Genomic DNA, 19,395 nt, shown 5'->3' with positions numbered 1-19,395 from the left:
GGCCGTCGGAGCCCGTACGCGGGAGGCCCTGCGCGCGGCGGTGGCCGAGGCGCTGGAAGCGGTGAGCGTGGAGGAGGTGGGGGCGTGGATCAGGCACTGTGGCTACTCGCTTACATCAACATGATCTGCGCTCTAGCGCCGCCCTCTGGTCGTTGGAGAGCGGGACGAGCGGAGGGCGAGCGTTTCGCCAGCGATCATCGCCGGTGCGATGCGCGAGGATCGCTTTCAGTGCCGAGATGGGCGGATGTTGCTGCACGGCGAGGCGGACTTGGCGCACCGGTTCGAAAGCACCCGTGACCGTCCCGGGGTCGTCGTAGATCAGTTGGGCCAGCCGAGCGAGGGCTGCGGCGTTGACGTTCGCCGTGGCCGTGATGCAGCCGGGGCTCCCCGCGGCGAGCGCCTGCGGCATCAGTAGTTCGGTGCCGGGATATACGCTTAGCCCCTCGATCTCCAACAGCGCCGACGTGTTCGCCCAGTCGCCCGACGAGTCCTTGATCCCGACCACGGTTTCGGGGAACGCCTCGCGCAATCGTCGCACGAGCGGCACGGAAAGCCCCACGCCCGCCACCTGCGGGATGTGGTACAGCACGATGCGGAGCGCTCCTTCACCCACGTCCTCGATGAGCCGCGCGAAGTACGCGAAGAGCCCGTCGTCCGACACCGCTTTGTAGTAGAACGGCGGCAGGACGAGCACGCCCAAGCAGCCCGCTTCCACTGCGTGCCGCGTGAGCCGGACCGTGTCGAGGAGACTCGTCAACCCGGTACCCGGCATTAGACGGCTCGCCGGAATGCCCGCTTCGACGAGCCGGTCGAGCATCCGTATCCGCTCATCATTCCCTACGGAAGCGGCTTCCCCCGTCGTCCCGAACGGAATCAGCCCGGCACACCCTTCATCGAGCAGACGCTTCGCGTGCTCGACGTATAGCGTTTCGGCGATGCGCCCGTCATCCTCGAACGGGGTGAGGTTGGGCGCGAGCACACCGCGAGGAAGCGGAGGGGAGTTCAGCAATTCATCTCCTCAAGAGGACTTCTGATAAGCTGCAATGAGATAGTCGTACGTGCCTAGGTCAATCTGATGTTGAACCGCACGCTGAAGCATCTCCGCCTCCTTGGCTCCAACCTCGTACTTGTAGAACAGAACGGGGTCTTCTACAAATGGAGTAAACAGAGCCAAAAGCTCATCCAATCCAATCCCTCGAAGCGCTTCTTCCCCGACCAGTTCTATGCCGGGGTCCTTCTCATACCACTCTAGCACTCGCAAGACATCAGCTTCGGAGTGCGAATTCATTTAATCGGACCAGAATAGCGACTAGCACCGATCACAGCGAGAACGATTCGCCGCAGGCGCAGGTGCGGGCGGCCTGCGGGTTGTGGAAGTGGAAGCCCTGCCCTTCCAGCCCGTCGGAGAAGTCGAGCGTCGTGCCGTCGAGGTAGAGGAAGCTCTTGAGGTCCATGACCACGCGGAACGGCTCCTCGCCGACGACGCGGTCCTTCTCCTGCAACGCCGAGTCCCACCCGAGGTCGTAGGTCAGCCCCGAGCAGCCGCCCGAGACGACGGCGACGCGGAGGAACTGGCCCTCGCTGATGCCTTCGCGCTCGGCGATTTCGGTGATCCGTTCGGCGGCGCGGTCGGTGATCGTAATGCCTTCCATGGGGGGTGACTTAGGGAGAACTTAACAGGGTCCGGGGCAACACTTCGCAGCCCGCAGCATACCATCCCACCGACGGCAGGGTTTCCGTCTCGGCGTGGGTGCACGGCCCGTTCAGCGTCCATTTCACGCCCGCTCCTCCGACCGCGAAATGGGGGAACCGCCCCCCGCACCGCCGGTATCGCCCTGCCTCCCTAGAGCGCTCGCTTCGCGCACTGCTTCCCCCTCACGACGCCCGACTATGCCGACGTATACCGAACACGACCTGATCGCCGACATCGAGAAAGAGGAAGGCGGCTATAAGTACGGGTTCGTCACCGAAACCGCCGCCGACACGATCCCGAAGGGCCTCAGCGAAGAGGTCGTCCGCCTCATCTCCGAGAAGAAGGGCGAGCCCGAGTGGATGCTCGAGTGGCGGCTCAAAGCGTACCGCCACGTCGTCGACCTCCTCGAAAACACCGACGAGCACTACCCGCGCTGGGCGCACCTGACGTACCCCGAGCCCGACTTTCAGGACATCTCGTACTACTCGGCCCCCGGCAGTCGCCCGAAGTACGACTCGCTCGACGACGTCGACCCCGAGATGCTGGAGATGTTCGACAAGCTCGGCATCTCGGTCACCGAGCAGAAGCGACTCACCGGCGTCGACGACGAGGAGCGGATGCCCGTGGCCGTAGACGTAGTGATGGACTCCGTCTCCGTCGCGACGACGTTCAAGAAGGAGCTCGCCGAGCGCGGGATCATCTTCTGCTCCTTCGGCGAAGCCATCGAGCAGCACCCCGAGCTCGTCCAGCAGTACATGGGCTCCGTCGTGCCGTACACCGACAACTTCTACGCCGCGCTCAACTCCGCCGTGTTCTCCGACGGCTCGTTCTGCTACATCCCGAAGGGCGTCCGCTGCCCGATGGAGCTCTCGACGTACTTCCGCATCAACGCGGCCGGCACCGGCCAGTTCGAGCGGACGCTCATCATCTGCGAGGACGGCGGCTACGTCAGCTACCTCGAAGGCTGCACGGCCCCGATGCGCGACGAGAACCAGCTCCACGCCGCCGTCGTCGAGATCGTGGCGAAACAGGACGCCGAGGTCAAGTACTCCACGATCCAGAACTGGTATCCCGGCAGCGAAGAGGGCAAGGGCGGCGTCTACAACTTCGTCACCAAGCGCGGGATCTGCGAAGGCGCGCGCTCGAAGATCAGTTGGACCCAGCTCGAAACGGGCTCGGCCGTGACGTGGAAGTACCCGTCCGTCATCCTCAAGGGCGACGACTCCGTCGGCGAGTTCTACTCGGTCGCGTTCACGAAGGGCGCGCAGCAGGCCGACACGGGCACGAAGATGATCCACCTCGGCAAGCGCACGAAGTCGACGATCATCTCGAAGGGCATCTCGGCCGGCGTCTCGAACAACTCGTACCGCGGCCTCGTCAAGATCAACAAGAAGGCCGAGCACGCCCGCAACTTCTCGCAGTGCGACTCCCTCCTCCTCGGCTCGAAGTGCGGCGCCCACACGTTCCCTTACATCGAGATCAACAACGCGACGGCGAAGGTCGAGCACGAGGCGACGACGTCGAAGGTCGGCGAGGACCAGATGTTCTATTGCCAGCAGCGCGGGATCTCCGAGCAGGACGCGCTCAACCTCATCGTCAACGGCTTCGCCAAGCAGATCCTCGCCAAGCTCCCGATGGAGTTCGCCGTCGAGGCCCAGAAGCTCCTCTCTATCCAGCTCGAAGGCTCGGTGGGTTGATCCCGCCGTCCACACGGTAAGGGCACGATGCATCGTGCCCCTACGGTTGCCTCGCCTGTCACCACCCGATTCTGAAATCCGAACGTCATGCTTGAAATCAAGAACCTGCACGCGAACGTCGAAGGCCACGAGATCCTCAAGGGGATCGACCTGACCGTCGAGGCCGGCGAGGTCCACGCCATCATGGGCCCGAACGGGTCTGGGAAGTCCACGCTCGCGAGCGTGCTCGCCGGGCGCGAGGAGTACGAGGTCACCGAAGGCTCGGTGACGTACCACGGCCAGGACCTCCTCGACATGGACCCCGAGGAGCGCGCCCGCGACGGCGTCTTCCTCGCCTTCCAGTACCCCGTCGAGCTGCCCGGCGTGAGCACGATGCAGTTCCTCCGCACCGCCGTCAACTCGATGCGCGAGCACCGCGGCGAAGGGGAGATGAACGTCGCCGCCTTCATGAAGCTCATGCGCGAGAAGGCCGACTTCGTCAACCTCGACCACAAGCTGATGCAGCGCTCGGTCAACGAGGGGTTCTCGGGCGGCGAGAAGAAGCGCGCCGAGATCTTCCAGATGGCTATGCTCGACCCCAAGCTCGCCATCCTCGACGAGACCGACTCCGGTCTCGACATCGACGCGCTGAAGATCGTGTCGGAGGGCGTGAACAAGCTCCGCGGGCCCGAGCGCGCGTTCGTGCTCATCACGCACTACCAGCGGCTCCTCAACTACATCATCCCGGACGTGGTCCACATCCTGATGGACGGCCGCATCGTGAAGTCCGGCGGCAAGGAGCTGGCCCACGAGCTCGAAGCGAAGGGCTACGACTGGATCCGCGAGCACGCCAACGACGCCGTCACGGCGTAGCACCGACCGATTCCGTAGGGGCGACCGGCCGGTCGCCCCTGCCGCCAAGACCGACTGACCCGCCGACCATGATCGACACGCTAGAGAAGACCCCCGACCTCAACGAGCGGATCGCGTCCGCCTACGAGTTCCAGCTCGAGCAGCGCTCGAACGGCTCGCCGTCCGCCTTCCGCGACCTCCGCGAGCGGGCCGCCGCCTCGTTCGACACGCTCGGCATCCCGACGCGGAAGCACGAGGCGTGGAAGTACACGAACATCGAGAAGGCGCTCCGCCACGACTACGCCGTCATCGAGCCCGGCGCCCCCTCTGACCTCGACGCCGCCGACGTCGCGGACCTCCGCATCAGCGGCTTCGATGCGTACACGCTCATCGTGGTCAACGGCACCGTCGCCCCGCACCTCGGGGACGCGAATGGGCTGCCGGCGGGCATCACGGTCGAGAGCCTCCGCGACGCAGCGGAGAGCGACGCCGATGCGGTCGCGACGTATTTCGGGAAGTACGCGGACGTGGACGCCGACGCCTTCGTCGCGCTCAACACGCAGTTCGACCTCGACGGCGTGTTTCTCCGTGTTGACAAAGGCGTGACGCTCGATCGGCCAATCCAGATCATCCACGTCACCGACGCCGATGAGGACGCGCTCCTCCAGACGCGCAACCTCTACGTGTTCGGCGAGAATAGCGAGGCCCTCGTCGTCGAGACGTACCACAGCACGAGCGACGTGAAGACGTTCGGCAACCGGGTGTCCGAGATCGTCGTCGGCCGCGCGGCGCGGATCAACGTGCTCCAGCTCCAGACCGAGAGCGAGCAGGCGTCGCAGGTCAACACCGTGCAGGTGTACCAGGAGGCGCAGAGCTACTTCGCCGCGCACACGTACACGCTCGGCGGTGCGCTCGTCCGCAACAACGTCAACGCCGTGCCGAATGGCGAGGGCTGCGAGACCCACCTCTACGGGCTCTACATCGTCGACGGCACGCAGCACGTCGACAACCACACGCTCGTCGACCACGCCAAGCCGAACTGCTTCTCAAACGAGCTCTACCGCGGCATCATCGACGGGAAGGCGACGGGCGTGTTCAACGGCAAAGTCTTCGTCCGCCGCGACGCGCAGCAGACGAACGCGTACCAGTCGAGCCAGGGCGTCGTGCTCAGCGACGACGCGCACCACTACTCGAAGCCCGAGCTCGAGATCTACGCCGACGACGTGAAGTGCTCGCACGGCTCCACGACGGGCGAGCTCGAGCCCGAGCACGTGTTCTACCTCCGCAGCCGCGGCCTCAGCGAGCGGCAGGCCAAAGCCCTCCTGCTCTACGCCTTCGCCCACGACATCGTCGAGGAGCTCCCGCACGCGGCGCTCCGCACCTACCTCGACGGCCTCATCGACCAGCAGCTCAGCGTCTAATCCGATGCCGGAACGCGATCCCTTCGAACCCCTCGACGCCCCGCTCGACCGCGAGCAGGACTTCGGTCCGATCGGCGCCCAAGTCGTCGAAGTCCTCAAGGGCATCTACGACCCGGAGATCCCCGTGCCGATCTGGGACCTCGGCCTGATCTACCTCATCGACGTGGACGACAAGAACGAGGTCTACGTCAAGATGACGCTCACGGCCCCGAACTGCCCCGCCGCCGAGTCGATGCCGGCCGAGGTCGAGGAGAAGGTGTCGATGATCCCCGATGTCCGCGCCTGCAAGGTGGACATCACGTTCGACCCGCCGTACCACCCCGATTACATGAGCGAAGAGGCCAAGCTGACGCTCGGTTTTATGTGACCGTGACAGACATCGTTGTACGTTGAAGGGCGGCCGTTGCCGCCCTTCGCTTTATCCCCCTGCTATGCCTGACGCCCTCCCTCTTCCCCTCGCCCCCTCCGAAGTCCCGCTCCTGGACGTGGCGGAGGACGAGCGGCCGTGCTACCTCGACTCGGCGGCGACATCGCTGAAGCCGAAGGCGGTCGTGGACCGGATCGCGCATTTCTATGCGTACGAGAATGCGCCGGTGCATCGCGGCGTCTACGAGCTGAGCGCGCGGGTGACGGACGCGTACGAGCAGGCGCGGCAGACCGTGGCGGCGTTCGTCGGAGCCGAAGCGGCGTCCGTGATCTTCACGCGGGGGACGACGGAAGGGCTCAACCTCATCGCCCGCTCGTGGGGCGAGGCGCACCTCGGGCCGGGCGACGAACTCCTCGTCTCGCCGCAGGAGCACCACTCCAACTTCGTCCCGTGGCAGGAGCTCGCGAAGCGGACGGGCGCGACGCTCCGCTACCTCCCGCTCCACGCCGATGCGACCGTGGATCTCGCCGGATCACTCGACCTCATCGGGCGGCGGACCAAGCTCGTCGCGCTCGCTCACGTCTCGAACGTGCTCGGCGTCGAGAACCCCGTGCGGGAGATTTTTGCGGCAGCGAAGGATGTCGGTGCGCTGACTGTGCTCGACGGCGCGCAGAGCGTCCCGACGCGGCCCGTCGACGTGGGCGACCTCGGGTGTGACGCGCTCGCGTTTAGCGGCCACAAGATGCTCGGGCCGACGGGCATCGGCGCGCTCGTCGTCCGGCCCGACGTGCTGGATCAGATGGGCACGTATCAGACCGGCGGCGGGATGATCCGCACCGTCGCCGTCGAGGGCACGGACTTCCTCGACGGCTACCACCGGTTCGAGGCAGGGACGCCGCACGCAGCGGGCGCGGTCGGGCTCGCGGCGGCCTGCGACTACCTCGGCCGGATGACGTTCGACGGCGAGACGGGGATGGCAGCCGTTGCTGCGTACGAACGCGCGTGGGGCGCGTACGCCGTCGACCACGTCCGGTCGATCCCCGGCGTCCGGCTCGTCGGGCCGCCGGGCGACCGCGAGACCGAGGGCGGGATCGTCGCGCTGCAGATGGACGGCGTCCACCCGCACGACCTCGCGGTGCTGCTCGACGCGCAGGGCGTGATGTGCCGCGCCGGCCACCACTGCACGATGCCGCTCCACGCCCACCTCTCCACCGGCGGCGTATTTCCCGAGACGTCGCTGCGAGCGAGCGCCTACGTCTACAACCCGCTCGCCGACGCCGACCGGCTCGCTGATGCGCTCCGGTTCGCGCACGCCGCGCTCACGAAGCGGCAGCGCGTCTCAGTGGAGTGAGGGAGCGCCGTTCGAGCGGGCGGCGCTCGGCCTAGCCGTCGTTTTGCGGATATCGGCGGGGTGCGGCCGTTACGCCGCACGGAGATGAAAGGGGCCTCGCTGCCGTGGCATAGACTCTGCCATCGGGTGTCCGACTCCCCCCGACCATCCGCAGCCGCACTACGCCTCATGGCTCATCTCGCCACCGAACCGTCGCCGTCCACACCCCACCGCGTCCTCGAACGGGCCCTCAAAAACCCGTCGTCGACGATCTGGCTCGGCCACGTCTGTGTCACGACGGCGCGGTTCGAAGAAGCGCTCGGGTTCTACTCCGGCCTCCTCGGCCTCTCGCTGCGGACCGTCGAGCGGCACCCGCTCCACTTCGACCGGCTCCGCGCCGTGCTCATCGACGCCGAAGGGCTCGACGTGATCGAGCTCGTCGAGGCTCCGGCCGTGACCGGGACCGTGCCGCAGAGCGGGGTCAACCGGCTCGGCTTCCGCCTCCCGCGCCGCTCGTGGCAGGCGCTCCGCAGCCGCCTCGACGCCCACGACGTCCCCTACGACCTCGCCGACGGCTCCCTCTCGCTCGACGATCCCGACGGGATCCGGCTCCGCGTCGAACCGCTCGGCACCTGCTGAGGCGAAGCCGCTCGGCTTACCAGCTCCCCGACGCGCCGCCGCCGCCGGACGAGCCACCGCCGCCGCTGAAGCTGCTTCCCCCGCTGCTGAAGCCGCCCCCACTACCCGACGAGCCGCCGCCCTGCGTGATGCCGCCCGCCGTGTAGGTGAACCCGCCGAGGTCGACCTTCACCCGTCGCCCCTTATTCTCATCGAGGGCCTTACGCACCTTCGCGCGGGTCTTCTTCCAGTCGGCGAGCTGCCGGAACCGCCACTCGCCGACGAGGATCGCGCTAACGTAGCCGACGAGCACGTACAGCGCGCCCCACAGCGAGAAGAGCAGGAAGCCGCCGCCGACCACGACGAACACGCCGATAAAGACGAGGCCGCCCCACCGCCCGGCGAGGAAGAAGGTCGGTGCGAAGGCGAGCAGCGGCATCCCGCCGAAGAACAGGCCGAAGCCCCAGCGGACCGGCCAGGGCACCTCGTCGCCGATGTCCGTGTCGGCCGGCTCGTAGGTCCCCTCGATCGTCCCAACGACGGCCGACGCCCCGGCGAGCGTGCCGCCATCGTAGTCGCCGTTGCGGAAGGCGGGTAGGAACTCGCTGCGGATGATGCGGCCCGCCTGCGCGTCGGTCAGCGCGCCCTCGAGCCCGAAGCCCACCTCGATCCGCATCTCGCGGTCGTCACGGGCGATGAGGAGGAGGACGCCGTTGTCGCGGTCGGCCTGTCCGAGCCCCCAGTCAGCGAACACGCGCACCGCGAAGCCCTCCACGGTGTCGCCCTCCAGCGACGGCACCGTCAGCACGACGACCTGGTTGCTCGTCGCCCGCTCGTGCTCGGCGAAAAGGTCCGTGAGCGCTCGCTCGGTGCCGGGCGAGAGCACGTCGGCGCGGTCCACGACGCGGCCGGTCAGCGCGGGCACCGCTGGCTGCGCGTGCGCGGTGAGCGCGAGCAATCCGGCGAGCAGGATGGGGAGGCAGCGGCGCAGCATCGAAGAAGTTGGAGGGCGGAGGAGGAGCCGCCAAGATATTGGAACGTAGCGTATTTACGCCCCCAACACCGCAATCTCCGGCCTACTCCTTCCGCAGCCGGACGTTGTCGGGGAGTTCGTCCGTGTCGTCCGGCCGAACAGCGACGCCTTTCCGTTCGAGCAGGGCGCCGCACATCCCGATGGCCTCGACGAGCCCGTCGGCGAAGTGGTCCTGCCGGATGCCGCGCCGAACCGTGTCGACGATGTCGATCCACTCGTCCTCCGTCACCTGCTCGCTGATGCCCGTATCGCCGAGGACCTCGATCCGGTGCTCGAAGAGGGACACGAACAGGAGGATGCCGGTCCGGTCGCGGGTGTGGAACACCTCCTCTTCGAGGAACGCGAGCGAGGCGCGGCGGTGGACCTTCCGCGCCATCAGCTCCGGCCCGATGAGCAGCCGCTTGAGCGGCGTGATGAACGCCGCCCCCAGTGCCCCGGCGACGCCGGCGACGGAGACGAGCAGCGCCATCCCCCAGCTCGTGAAGAGCCAGCCGAAGCCCCAGCCGGCGTAGAACTGGAGCGTCAGCACGGCCACGGCCATCGTGAGGAGGGCCGCGCACGACGCCCCGCGCCACACGGCCACCTCGTAGCTCCCGCTCTGCTCGACGATGTACGGGACGATCTCACCCGCCGTGCGCTGCTCGGCCTCGCCCACGGCGAGGCGGATGCGTTCGAGGTCGGACTCGCTGAGGATGGCAGACATGGGATCGAGCGGTTGAAGACGAGGAATAGAAAGCTACGCCGGTCGGCTCACATCCTCCCTACTCCTCCGGCAGCAGCACGACCTGCACGTAGCGACTCTCGTCGAGGTAGAACTGCGCGGCCCCGCGGAGGGCACCGTAGCTCAGCGCGTCGATGAGGTCCGACTTGTCGAGGTAGTCCGTCGGGGCTTCGTCGTAGCGGTAGGCGGCACCGAGCGCGCCGAGCCACGTGCCGTTCTCGCGGAGCGCGAGCTCCTGCGCGCGGCGGTCGCCCTCTTTCACCTTCTGCAGCGCGTCGTCCGGCCCGTCCTGCTTGAACCGCTCGATCTCCTCGAAGACGGCCGCCGTCAGCTCGTCGACACGACCGGGGTCGCTGCCGAAGCCGATGGAGATCGTGTACGTGCCCTGCATTCGGTCCACGTTCGCGTTCACGCCGACGCCGTAGACGCCGCCGAGGTCTTCGCGCAGGCTCTCCCGGAGACGGATCGCGAGGGCGTCGGCGAGCGCGCCGAGGAGGTAGCGCTCGCCCCGCGCGGCGGCGTGGCGGGCGGCGTAGATCGAGTCCGCCACGGGCACCCACGCATCGTTGATGAGCACGCTGTCGGCGTAGGCGAGCGTGTCAACGCGGGCGTCGAGCGTGCCGCTGAACACGAGTTGGACGCGGGCCTTCGGCTCGATCCCTCGGCGGACCGTCTTCGTAACGACGCCCTCCGGCGCGCGCACGCCGAGGTCGCGCGGGGCCTCCACGCGCCCCGTCGCCGGGAGCGTGGCGAGGTACTGCCGCACGAGCGGTTCGAGCGAATCGGGCTCGAACGCGCCGACGAAGACGAACGTGAAGTCGCTCGCGTCGCGGAAACGATCGCGGTAGAAGGCGAGGGCTTCGTCGAGTTCGAGTTCGGGGATCGTGGCGAGCGTGAACGGCGCGCGGCGCGGGTGGTACTGCGCGAGCGTCACCTGCAACGTGTCCGAGAACGCGGCCTCGGGCCGGGCGCTCCGGTTCTGGAGCACGCCCGCGATCCGCTGCCGAAAGGCGTCGAACGCATCGGCATCCTCGCGCGGCGCGGTGAAGTAGAGGTGGACGAGTTGGAACAGCGTCTCCAGATCCTCCGGCGATGCGCTGCCGACGAGCCCCTCCTCGCGCTCGTCGACGTACGGCTGCACGCGAACGGCCTGCCCGGCGAGCTTCTTGTCGAGGTCGACCGCGCTGAAGGCACCGACGCCGCCGAGGCTCACGACGGCCGACGCCTGCTGCGCCGAACGGAACGCGCCGTCTGCCGCGAGCGACGTGCCGCCAGGGCTGAACGCGGAAAACAGCACCTCGTCGTTCTTGAAGTCCGTCGGTTTGAGCACGACGCGGACGCCGTTTTCGAGTGTCCATTCCGTCACGCCCGTCTCGTCTTCGTAGCGAGACACGGACTCGATGACGCCGGGCGCCGGCGGGCTCGCCACGAGCGGCTCGGCCGAGACGGCGTCTTCGTATGGCTCGATATCTTTGGTTCCGACCGCCGCGAACACGGCCCGAAGGTCGGCCTCCGTCGGCACGGCGACGCCCTCTTTGTCCGGCGCGCTGACGGTCACCACGCGGTTCTCCTCCCCCACCACCTCATCGGCGAGCGTGTCGAGGTCCGCCAGCGAGATCGACGGGAGGAGGGCTTGGACGAGGGCGTACTCGCGGGCGATGCCCGGCGCGGGCACGCCTTCGAGGAAGAGGTCGACGTACTCCCCCGCGAACGCGCGCGACTCCGTCGTCGTCCGCTCGTTGAACGCGACTTCGTACTCGCGCAGCACGTCGGCCTTCGTCCGCGCGAGCTCCGACGCGGTGAAGCCGTGGCGCTCGACGCGCGCCGCCTCCGTCAGCAGGGCTTCGAGCCCGGCCGGCACGCCGCCATCGCTCACGACAGCCTGCATCACGTAGAACTCGCTCGGTCGGGCGAAGCCGAATTTCCCCGTGAACGCGCCGAGATACGGAGCGTCGGGCCGCTGCGTCAGCTCGTAGAGCCGGCTGTTGAGCATCCGGTTGTAGAGCCGGTCCATGAGCCGGCGGCGGAACGACGCCACGTCGCCGCTCCGGTCGGCGGGTTCTTTGTAATACACCGCCGCGCTCGTCGTCGAAAGCTCCGGGTCGGTGGAGATCACGAAGCGGGTCTCGTCGTGGCCGGGCACGTCGAACGCCGGACGCGGCGTTGGGGCCGGCGGGTTCGTGAGCCCACCGAACGTCGCGCGGATCGTCTGCTCGACGGCGTCGGGGTCGAAGTCACCGACGGCGACGACGGCCATGAGGTCGGGGCGGTACCACGTCTCGTAAAACCGCCGCAGCGTCTCGTACGGCGCGTTGCGGAGCACGTCGGGATCGCCAATCGGGAGGCGCTCGGCGTAGCGCGAGCCGCCGAGGAGGACCGGGAGCTGCTCGTCGTTGATGCGTGCCTGAGCGCCGCGCCCGAGCCGCCACTCCTCGAGCACGACGCCGCGCTCTTTGTCGATCTCCTCGTCCTCGAACGTGATCGCCGACGCCCACTCCTTCAGCACGTCGAAGCCCGTGTCGAGCAGGCCGGCGCTGTCGGTCGGCACTTGGAGGAGGTAGACCGTCTCGTCGAACGAGGTGTACGCGTTGAGGTCCGGCCCGAAGCGCATCCCGATGCCTTCGAGGTAGTCCACGAGTTCCTGCTTCTCGAACCGCTCGGTCCCATTGAAGGCCATGTGCTCGACGAAGTGGGCGAGGCCGCGCTGGTCCTCGTCTTCGAGCACCGAGCCCGCATTGATGGCGAGCCGGAGTTCGGCGCGGCGCTGCGGCTCGGCGTTGCGGCGGACGTAATACGTCAGTCCGTTCGGCAGCGTCCCCGTCCTCACGTCGGCGTCGAGGCCGAGCGGCTCGGCGAGGAACGCCGGATCGAGCGCGGGGACAGCGGGTTCGGGCGCGGCGGGCTGCGTGGCGCGCTCGGACGACGAGCAGGCGGCGAGGCTGAGGGTGCAGACGAGCAGGACGAGCAGGCGTCGATTCATCGGGAGTGGTGGCGGACGAGAGAGGCGAGCAGAAGGCCCAAACTACAACGACGTGACGGCCGCAATCATGTCCCCCGTGTTGATCCGTGCAGCCGCCGCGTGAGGACGGCGTGCACGAGCAGGCTCCCCACCGAGAGCGCGACGGAGACGGCGATGAGCCGCAGTGCCGCCGCCTCGCCGCCAGCCTGGTTCAGCCGGGAGAAGATCGCGAGCGGGATCGTCTGCGTCCGCCCCGGAATGTTGCCCGCCACGACGATCGTCGCGCCGAACTCGCCGAGGGCGCGGGCGAAGGCGAGCGCGGCCCCGGCGGCAACGCCCCGCGCCGCGAGCGGCAGCGTCACCCCGAGAAACGCGCCCCACCGCGTCGCGCCGTCGACGGCCGCCGCCTCTTCCCACTCCGGGTCCACGGCTTCGATCGCGACGCGCGCCGTTTGCACGAGGAGCGGGAAGCCCATCACGCCCGCCGCGCTCGCAGCCGCGATCCACGAGAACGCGACATTTCCGGAGAACAGCACGAGGAGGGCGTAGCCCGTCACGACCGGCGGCAGCACGAGGGGAAGCTGGACGAGGTTTTCGACGACGAGCGGCGCGGGCACGAGCCGCCGGGCCAGCCCGTACGCCACCGCCACGCCGACGGGCAGGCTCACGGCCGTCGCCACGGCTGCGACGCGCAGCGAGAGCAGGACGGCCTCCCACTCCGCTCCGCTCACGGCAGGACCGGCTCGGCGAGCGGCACGAACCCGTACCGCCGCCACACCGCGATCCGCTCCGACTGCTGGACGAACTCGACGAATTCGAGGGCTCGGTTCGCATGCTGCGTCCGGCGCGGGACGGCCACGAGGTAGCGGATCCGAGGCTGGATCGACTCCGGCCACGACAGCAGCACGCGGACGTCGGCCGCGCCGCGCACGTCCGTGGCGTACACGATCGCCACTGGGACGGCGCCCGTCTGCACCGCCGCCACGGCCGCGCGCACGTCGAGCGTCGGCACGACGCGGTCCGCGACGGCGTCCCACAGCCCGGCCCGCTCCAGCCCCTCGCGGGCGTATTCGCCTGCCGGCACGCTCTCGGGATCGGCGAGGGCGATCCGCTCGAACCGCAGCAGGCCGCCGAGGCCGCCGAGTGACGGCTCGCTCGCCGCCCCGATCACGACGAGCCCGTTGCTGACGATGTCACGCGCCGGGTAGCGGAGCAGGCCCCGCTCGGCGAGGTAGGTCATCCACACCGGGCTCGCCGAGAAGAACACGTCGGCCGGAGCGTCCTGCTCGATCTGCCGAGCCAGCACCGACGACGCGCCCGTGCTGACGACGAGGTCCACGTCGGGGTAGGCCGCTTCGAACTCGGCTTCGAGCGCGCCCATCACGTCCGTGAGCGAGGCGGCGGCGAAGACCGTCAGCTCTTCCGACCCCTCGCTCGGGAACAGCGTCGAGGCGTAGAGGAGGGCGAAGAGCGCGAGCAGCAGCGACCCCAAGATGAGGAGCCGGCGGCGAATCTGCCGGGCGGCGACGGACCGGGTGCGCGCCACCGCTTACCCGCTCGCCGTGCCGCCCTGCCCCGACTGCATCCGCGTCAGTTCCTGCTCCGCGCGCTGGTGCACCGGATCGTCGTGCTCCGTCAGCCCGATGACCTTCTGGAACTGCTCGATGGCCTGATCGACCCGGTTGATCTGCGCGAGCATCAGCCCGTAGTTGAAGTTGGCGCGGACGTGGTTCGGGTCCGTCGTGAGCACCTCCTTCACCGTCGCCACGGCCTGCATGGGGTTCTGCTGGTCGTTGAGGTAGGCCGTCGCGAGGTCCGTCTTCACGTCGAGGTCGGTGGAGTCGATGGCGAGCGACTGCTCGTAGGCCTCGGCGGCGAGTTGGGCGTAGGTCGCGCGGTCGGCCCCGCTCGTGCGGAGCATGTGGGCGAGGTAGAGCGAGCCCGCGTCGGCCCACGCGAGGGCGGTCTTCAGCGACTCCGCGATCTCCTCCTGCACGACGGCGGCGCGGGAGAAGGCGCCCTCCTGCGTGTAGAGCCCCGCGAGGGCTTCCTGCTTTGCGAGCCGTTCCTCATCGCTCGTCGCCGCTTCGATCTCTTCCTCCAGGGAGGCGGCGCGGGCGAGGGCGTCGTCGGAGAGTTGGTCGGGCACGGCTTGCGGGGCAGTCTGCGCCGCGCCCGGGTTCGCAGCCGGCGGCGGCGGATCGTTCTGGCTCATCCGGGTGATGAAGAACAGCACGAGCACGGCGAGCACACCGGCCCCCACCAACGTCAGCGCCCGCTTGCCCGCGTCGGAGTCCGGTCGCTCGCCCGTGGCCGCGACGGCATCAGCCGGGACCGTAGGCGTCGGGGCCGGCACAACGGGCGTCGTCGCCACGACGGGCACGGCGTCGGGCCTCCCGCTCACGGGCGCGGCTTCGGCACCGTGGAGGGCTTGGCCGCAATTGTAGCAGAAGCGGGCGTACCCCGGATTCTTCGCGCCGCAGTGGATGCAGAACGACCCGCTCGCGTCCTCCGCACCGGGCGCTACGGGCGCGGCGGGCGTCGGCGTCGCGGGAGCGGGTTCTTCCGATGCCTCAACCGGAGCGTCTGGCACGGCGGCCACGGACTCGGGCACGACCCGGTCCCGTTCGGCTACCTGTTCGTCGCCGAGGACGTGGCCGCAGAGGTCACACTGGGTGGCGCCGGGGGCGAGACGGGCACCACACGCGGGGCAGACGGGAGGATTCATACGGAGGCGCGGGCTGGCCGCGTGAAGCTGAAAGAGGGACGGCGAAGCACGGAGCGCCGTGGGTCCTAGCGCTCTACGGTCCCCCACGGTCCGAGACGGCAAACTTACGAGGGAACGGGGTCCATCCCCAACCTGCGTTACCGTTTCTCGGAAGCTTCGGCCTCGGCCTCCGCCGCCGCGTGCGCTTCGTTCACGACCCGCCGAAACTCCCGCGACGGCTTAAACGCCGGGACGAACTGGCGCGGCACCTCCACGGGCTCGTCCGTCTGCGGGTTGCGCGCCATCCGCGCCGCCCGCTCCCGCACGCGGAACGACCCGAACCCCCGCAACTCGACCGAGCCGCCGGCCTCCAGCGCTGCCATCACGGTGATGACGAAGCCGTCCACGACGGCCTCCGTCTCCAACTTCGTCAGCCCCGTTCCGTCCGCGATGCGGTCTACGATATCAGCTTTCGTCACGGCAGGAGGAAGGTTGAAGCGAGAGGAGGGGGCAGGAGCACATCTGAGGGGCAGTCATGCGACCGAGTGACGCGACCTCATGTTCTTCTTTAACAAGATAGAGTATCGGACCGTTCTACGAAACCTCAAGTGCGTTGACTTTGCCAATCCGTTCACAGAGATCCGCTAAGCCCGCCCCGGCCCTAGCCCCGCTCCCCTTCGCACCGTCCCGTCGTTCGTGCATTGCGGCCGTACGCTTCATCGGCTACCTTCCGCCGACATTTTACCCACCGACCTCGCTTATGCTCCGGCTGCCCTGCCTCATTTCGGCCCTCGCATTTCTCCTCTCGTCGCCCCCCGTGCACGCGCAGCAGGCCGCCTCGTGGCAGCAGTCCGTGGCGTATGAGATGGACGTCCGGCTCGACACCGACCGGCACCGGCTCGCCGGGCGGCAGCGCCTCGTCTACGCCAACAACAGCCCGGACACGCTGCGGCACGTGTTCTACCACCTCTACTTCAACGCCTTCCAGCCGACCTCGATGATGGCGGAGCGGAACCGCCACCTCCCCGACCCCGACCGCCGCGTCGCCCCGCGCATCTTCGAGCTCGGCCCTGACGAGATCGGGGTTCAGCGCGTCGAATCGCTCACGCAGGACGGCATCCCCGTCACGTATCGCGTGGACGACACGGTGATGCAGGTCGACCTCGCCCGGCCGATCCTGCCCGGCGCGTCGTCGACGTTCGAGATGGAATTCGAGGCACAGGTGCCGCTGCAGACGCGCCGCAGCGGGCGCGACAGCCGCGAGGGCATCGACTACTCGATGACGCAGTGGTACCCGAAGATGGCCGCCTACGACGCGCTCGGCTGGCACGCCGACCCCTACGTCGGCCGCGAGTTCTACGCCCCGTTCGGCACGTTCGACGTCCGCATCACGCTTCCCGCCACGTACACGCTCGGCGCGACGGGCGTGCTGCAGAACCCCGATGCCATCGGTCACGGTTACGGTGACCCTGCCATCTCTCCCACGACGGCCCGCCCGCTCGCCGACTCGCTCACGTGGCACTTCCGCGCCGAGCGCGTCCACGACTTCGCGTGGACCGCCGACCCCGACTACCTGCATACCCGTCTCCGTGTAGACGACGTGCCCGGCCGCACCGAACCCGTCGAACTCCACTTCCTCTTTCAGCCCGACGTGGCGGAAAACTGGGAAGCGATCGGCGAGCAGACGGCGGAGCTGATCCGCTTCTTCAGCGCGCACTACGGCGCGTATCCGTACCCGCAGTTCACGGTGGCGCAGGGCGGCGACGGCGGGATGGAATACCCGATGATCACGCTCATCACCGGCGACCGCCCGCCGCGCTCGCTCCTAGGCACGACCTCGCACGAACTGGCCCACATGTGGTTTTACGGGATGGTCGCCACGAACGAGGCCGACTTCGCGTGGATGGACGAGGGGTTCACGAGCTACATCTCCCGCGAAGCCCTCGCCCACCTCCGCAACGCCGATGCCGCCGAGCCCGTGAGCCACGCGAGCGCCCGCGAAGCCATCGTCCGCCTCCAACTCCTCGACCTCTACGAGCGGCCGAGCAAGCCCGCCGACTGGTTCGAGACGAACCGGGCCTACAGCGCCGCCTCGTACTCCGCCGGCGAAGCCCTCGCCGACCTTCTCGGCTACGTCATGGGCGATGCGACGCGCGACGCCTTCCTTCGCGCATACGTCGAGCGCTTCGCCTTCCGCCACCCCTACCCCGCCGACGTGCTCGCCGTGGCGAAGGACCTGAGCGGGCTCCAGCTCGACTGGCTCTTCGAGCAATTCCTCCACGGCGAGCGCTACGATTACAGCGTCGACGACATCACGGTGGAGGACGCGCCGGGCGGCGTCCGCTCGACGATCCCGCTCCGGCGCAACGAACCCGGCGTACTGCCCGTCGACGTGCGGCTCCGCTTCGCCGACGGGGCCGAGGAGTGGGTGACGGTGCCGCTCACGGCGATGCAGGGCCACAAGCCCGTCCCCGCCGACTGGACCGTCGCCCCGGCGTGGGCGTGGACCGACCCGAACTATGACCTCGTCGTCGAGCGGCCGAGCCGCGTCGTCGAGGCCGCCGTGGACCCGGAGGGGCGGATGATCGACCTCGACGTGGCGAACAACCGCGCCGTGCGGAACGGGCCAGACGTGCCGCTCGCCTTCGCCGGATTCCTCGCCGACCCGCCCTCCGCACGCGGCGCCATCACGTATGCACTCAGCCCCATCGCGGTCTACAGCCACGACTACGGCGGCGGCGGCGGCGCCCAACTCCGCGTCGCCCTCCCGAACGACCGCGGCTCGGTCCAGCTCGGCGTGACGCTCTGGCCCGCCGTCCTCGGCGACGAGGCGCGCGGCTTCGACCCGGTGCTGCCGGACTACAGCCCCACACCCGATCTGCCCGGCGACCTCCCCTTCCCCCCTCCCGCGCAGAACGCCTCCTCGCTCGACGGGGTCGACTACACCGCCGTCTACAGCCGCCGCCTCCGCGCCCTCGGCCCGCACGACGAGTTGAGGTTCAGCGCGCGGAAGCACCTCGGCATCGTGGAAAACCAGATGGCGCTGACGAAAGTGCTCGGCCGCTACCCGACGCTCCGCGACTGGGGCCACACGCTCACCCTCACGCTCAGCCACCAGGACCGCACCTCCGACCGGGCCTTCGAGGACTACGACCCGATCGATCCGCCTCTCTTTTTGGAGGACACCTTTGGCTTCGACACCGGGTTCAGCGAACGCCCCGTGCTCTCGTCGCGGCTCGACTACCGGATCGGTGACGATGACAGCGAGATCGCCGCATTCCTCGAAGTCGGCGGCAGCCTCGGGACGGAAGATGGCCGCTTCGTCCCCGACAACGAGACCGCCAACCGGCTCTTCGTGACGGCGACGAAGGCCGGCGGCATCGGGCCGTTCACCGGCCTCGCCCGACTCGCGTTCGGCGTCGGGTCTGACCGGCTGAGCCCGCAGAAGCAGTTCGGGCTCGGCTCGGCCTCCGTCGAGACGCGGTGGCGCTCCGACGCGTACCGCGTGCTCGCCACCGCGCCGGACGACCCGCAGCGCGACGCGCACCTCTTCGCGCTCTCCGGCGTCGGCCCCGTCGCGTACCTCGCCGCCGAGCCGTACCCGGTCTCCGAGTTCGATTACCACCGGAACGACCCTTCCCCCTACCCCACGACCGGCGCGTCGGTGCTCGCCGGGACGCTCGCGCTCCGCTTCGGCCCACCGAGCATTCCGGGACTCGATCCCGAGTGGCGGGCCCTGCTCGCCCCGCTGCAATTCGAGGTCTTCAGCGGCTTCGGCTCGCTCCAACGGCCCGATGGTCTGTTCCTCGACCCCGTCGCCGACGCCGGGTTCGGCGTCCGCTACGACCTCCCGGCGTTCACGCTCCTCCGCGGCGTCATCGCCCAATCCGACGTGCTGGGAGGGCTCCGCCTCGCGGCGAAGTTCCCGATCTGGGCCAGTGACCCCGAACGCATCGGACCAGGCGAAGAGGCGTTCGGCTTCCGCTGGCTCATCGGCGTCGAGACGGGGCTGTAGCGA

At 68.7% G+C, this 19,395-nt stretch carries 17 protein-coding genes; 7 read left to right on the top strand and 10 right to left on the bottom strand.

Annotated features, from left to right (window positions below):
• Positions 1-115: 115 nt before the first annotated feature.
• From ABJF88_17570 to ABJF88_17560, 3 genes are read right to left on the bottom strand one after another with little or no spacing between them, the layout of a single operon-like run.
• Positions 116-979 carry a dihydrodipicolinate synthase family protein gene (locus ABJF88_17570; GenBank protein ID MEP0548749.1) on the bottom strand — a complete coding sequence of 288 codons (864 nt, stop codon included), beginning with the start codon at positions 977-979 and terminating at the stop codon, positions 116-118.
• Positions 980-1,018: 39 nt separating this feature from the next.
• Positions 1,019-1,288: a hypothetical protein gene (locus ABJF88_17565; GenBank protein ID MEP0548748.1), complete on the bottom strand. Its 270-nt coding sequence runs from the start codon at positions 1,286-1,288 to the stop codon at positions 1,019-1,021.
• A 31-nt stretch (positions 1,289-1,319) separates the two neighbouring features.
• Positions 1,320-1,652, bottom strand: coding sequence for an iron-sulfur cluster assembly accessory protein (locus ABJF88_17560; protein ID MEP0548747.1), 333 nt, complete (start codon positions 1,650-1,652; stop codon positions 1,320-1,322).
• Between the two features lie 238 nt (positions 1,653-1,890).
• Here ABJF88_17560 and sufB point away from each other — a divergent pair, with 238 nt between their 5' ends.
• The 6 genes from sufB (at position 1,891) to ABJF88_17530 (ending at position 7,978) form a co-directional block, all read left to right on the top strand.
• Positions 1,891-3,390, top strand: a complete 1,500-nt coding sequence (gene sufB / locus ABJF88_17555) for a Fe-S cluster assembly protein SufB (GenBank protein MEP0548746.1) — start codon at positions 1,891-1,893, stop codon at positions 3,388-3,390.
• An 87-nt stretch (positions 3,391-3,477) separates the two neighbouring features.
• On the top strand, positions 3,478-4,242 hold the full coding sequence (sufC, locus tag ABJF88_17550) for a Fe-S cluster assembly ATPase SufC (GenBank protein MEP0548745.1): 765 nt from the start codon (positions 3,478-3,480) through the stop codon (positions 4,240-4,242).
• Between the two features lie 68 nt (positions 4,243-4,310).
• Complete coding sequence (gene sufD, locus ABJF88_17545; GenBank protein ID MEP0548744.1) at positions 4,311-5,642, top strand: Fe-S cluster assembly protein SufD; 1,332 nt, start codon at positions 4,311-4,313, stop codon at positions 5,640-5,642.
• Between the two features lie 4 nt (positions 5,643-5,646).
• On the top strand, positions 5,647-6,009 hold the full coding sequence (locus ABJF88_17540; GenBank protein ID MEP0548743.1) for an iron-sulfur cluster assembly protein: 363 nt from the start codon (positions 5,647-5,649) through the stop codon (positions 6,007-6,009).
• A 64-nt stretch (positions 6,010-6,073) separates the two neighbouring features.
• Positions 6,074-7,360 carry a cysteine desulfurase gene (locus ABJF88_17535; GenBank protein MEP0548742.1) on the top strand — a complete coding sequence of 429 codons (1,287 nt, stop codon included), beginning with the start codon at positions 6,074-6,076 and terminating at the stop codon, positions 7,358-7,360.
• Between the two features lie 168 nt (positions 7,361-7,528).
• Positions 7,529-7,978: a VOC family protein gene (locus tag ABJF88_17530; protein MEP0548741.1), complete on the top strand. Its 450-nt coding sequence runs from the start codon at positions 7,529-7,531 to the stop codon at positions 7,976-7,978.
• Between the two features lie 16 nt (positions 7,979-7,994).
• On the opposite strand, the gene ABJF88_17525 is transcribed toward ABJF88_17530, so the two are convergent.
• The 7 genes from ABJF88_17525 to ABJF88_17495 form a co-directional block, all read right to left on the bottom strand.
• Complete coding sequence (locus ABJF88_17525; GenBank protein ID MEP0548740.1) at positions 7,995-8,951, bottom strand: TPM domain-containing protein; 957 nt, start codon at positions 8,949-8,951, stop codon at positions 7,995-7,997.
• Between the two features lie 82 nt (positions 8,952-9,033).
• Positions 9,034-9,693: a hypothetical protein gene (locus ABJF88_17520; protein MEP0548739.1), complete on the bottom strand. Its 660-nt coding sequence runs from the start codon at positions 9,691-9,693 to the stop codon at positions 9,034-9,036.
• A gap of 58 nt (positions 9,694-9,751) precedes the next feature.
• The gene (locus ABJF88_17515; protein ID MEP0548738.1) at positions 9,752-12,691 is read right to left on the bottom strand and encodes an insulinase family protein; all 2,940 of its coding nucleotides are present in this window, start codon (positions 12,689-12,691) and stop codon (positions 9,752-9,754) included.
• A gap of 65 nt (positions 12,692-12,756) precedes the next feature.
• Positions 12,757-13,401: an ABC transporter permease subunit gene (locus ABJF88_17510; protein ID MEP0548737.1), complete on the bottom strand. Its 645-nt coding sequence runs from the start codon at positions 13,399-13,401 to the stop codon at positions 12,757-12,759.
• Complete coding sequence (gene modA / locus ABJF88_17505; GenBank protein ID MEP0548736.1) at positions 13,398-14,216, bottom strand: molybdate ABC transporter substrate-binding protein; 819 nt, start codon at positions 14,214-14,216, stop codon at positions 13,398-13,400. Before modA ends, ABJF88_17510 begins: the two co-directional genes overlap by 4 nt.
• A 3-nt stretch (positions 14,217-14,219) precedes the next feature.
• Positions 14,220-15,398, bottom strand: a complete 1,179-nt coding sequence (locus ABJF88_17500; GenBank protein MEP0548735.1) for a zinc-ribbon domain-containing protein — start codon at positions 15,396-15,398, stop codon at positions 14,220-14,222.
• 137 nt (positions 15,399-15,535) lie between these two features.
• Positions 15,536-15,856 carry an HU family DNA-binding protein gene (locus ABJF88_17495; GenBank protein MEP0548734.1) on the bottom strand — a complete coding sequence of 107 codons (321 nt, stop codon included), beginning with the start codon at positions 15,854-15,856 and terminating at the stop codon, positions 15,536-15,538.
• Between the two features lie 281 nt (positions 15,857-16,137).
• Here ABJF88_17495 and ABJF88_17490 point away from each other — a divergent pair, with 281 nt between their 5' ends.
• Positions 16,138-19,392 carry a M1 family metallopeptidase gene (locus tag ABJF88_17490; GenBank protein MEP0548733.1) on the top strand — a complete coding sequence of 1,085 codons (3,255 nt, stop codon included), beginning with the start codon at positions 16,138-16,140 and terminating at the stop codon, positions 19,390-19,392.
• Positions 19,393-19,395: the final 3 nt, after the last annotated feature.

The sequence above is a fragment of the Rhodothermales bacterium genome, assembly GCA_039944855.1.
Classification (GTDB): Bacteria; Bacteroidota; Rhodothermia; order Rhodothermales; family JANQRZ01; genus JBBSMX01.
This window is presented reverse-complemented; position numbering and strand designations above follow the sequence as displayed.

What these genes read in the sequence shown, in the direction of transcription:
- ABJF88_17515 (MEP0548738.1), bottom strand. Translation starts at nt 12,691, where the DNA reads ATGAATCGACGCCTGCTCGTCCTGCTCGTCTGCACCCTCAGCCTCGCC.
- sufD (MEP0548744.1), top strand. Translation starts at nt 4,311, where the DNA reads ATGATCGACACGCTAGAGAAGACCCCCGACCTCAACGAGCGGATCGCG.
- ABJF88_17525 (MEP0548740.1), bottom strand. Translation starts at nt 8,951, where the DNA reads ATGCTGCGCCGCTGCCTCCCCATCCTGCTCGCCGGATTGCTCGCGCTC.
- ABJF88_17520 (MEP0548739.1), bottom strand. Translation starts at nt 9,693, where the DNA reads ATGTCTGCCATCCTCAGCGAGTCCGACCTCGAACGCATCCGCCTCGCC.
- ABJF88_17500 (MEP0548735.1), bottom strand. Translation starts at nt 15,398, where the DNA reads ATGAATCCTCCCGTCTGCCCCGCGTGTGGTGCCCGTCTCGCCCCCGGC.
- ABJF88_17490 (MEP0548733.1), top strand. Translation starts at nt 16,138, where the DNA reads ATGCTCCGGCTGCCCTGCCTCATTTCGGCCCTCGCATTTCTCCTCTCG.
- sufB (MEP0548746.1), top strand. Translation starts at nt 1,891, where the DNA reads ATGCCGACGTATACCGAACACGACCTGATCGCCGACATCGAGAAAGAG.
- ABJF88_17565 (MEP0548748.1), bottom strand. Translation starts at nt 1,288, where the DNA reads ATGAATTCGCACTCCGAAGCTGATGTCTTGCGAGTGCTAGAGTGGTAT.
- ABJF88_17530 (MEP0548741.1), top strand. Translation starts at nt 7,529, where the DNA reads ATGGCTCATCTCGCCACCGAACCGTCGCCGTCCACACCCCACCGCGTC.
- ABJF88_17540 (MEP0548743.1), top strand. Translation starts at nt 5,647, where the DNA reads ATGCCGGAACGCGATCCCTTCGAACCCCTCGACGCCCCGCTCGACCGC.
- ABJF88_17535 (MEP0548742.1), top strand. Translation starts at nt 6,074, where the DNA reads ATGCCTGACGCCCTCCCTCTTCCCCTCGCCCCCTCCGAAGTCCCGCTC.
- sufC (MEP0548745.1), top strand. Translation starts at nt 3,478, where the DNA reads ATGCTTGAAATCAAGAACCTGCACGCGAACGTCGAAGGCCACGAGATC.
- ABJF88_17560 (MEP0548747.1), bottom strand. Translation starts at nt 1,652, where the DNA reads ATGGAAGGCATTACGATCACCGACCGCGCCGCCGAACGGATCACCGAA.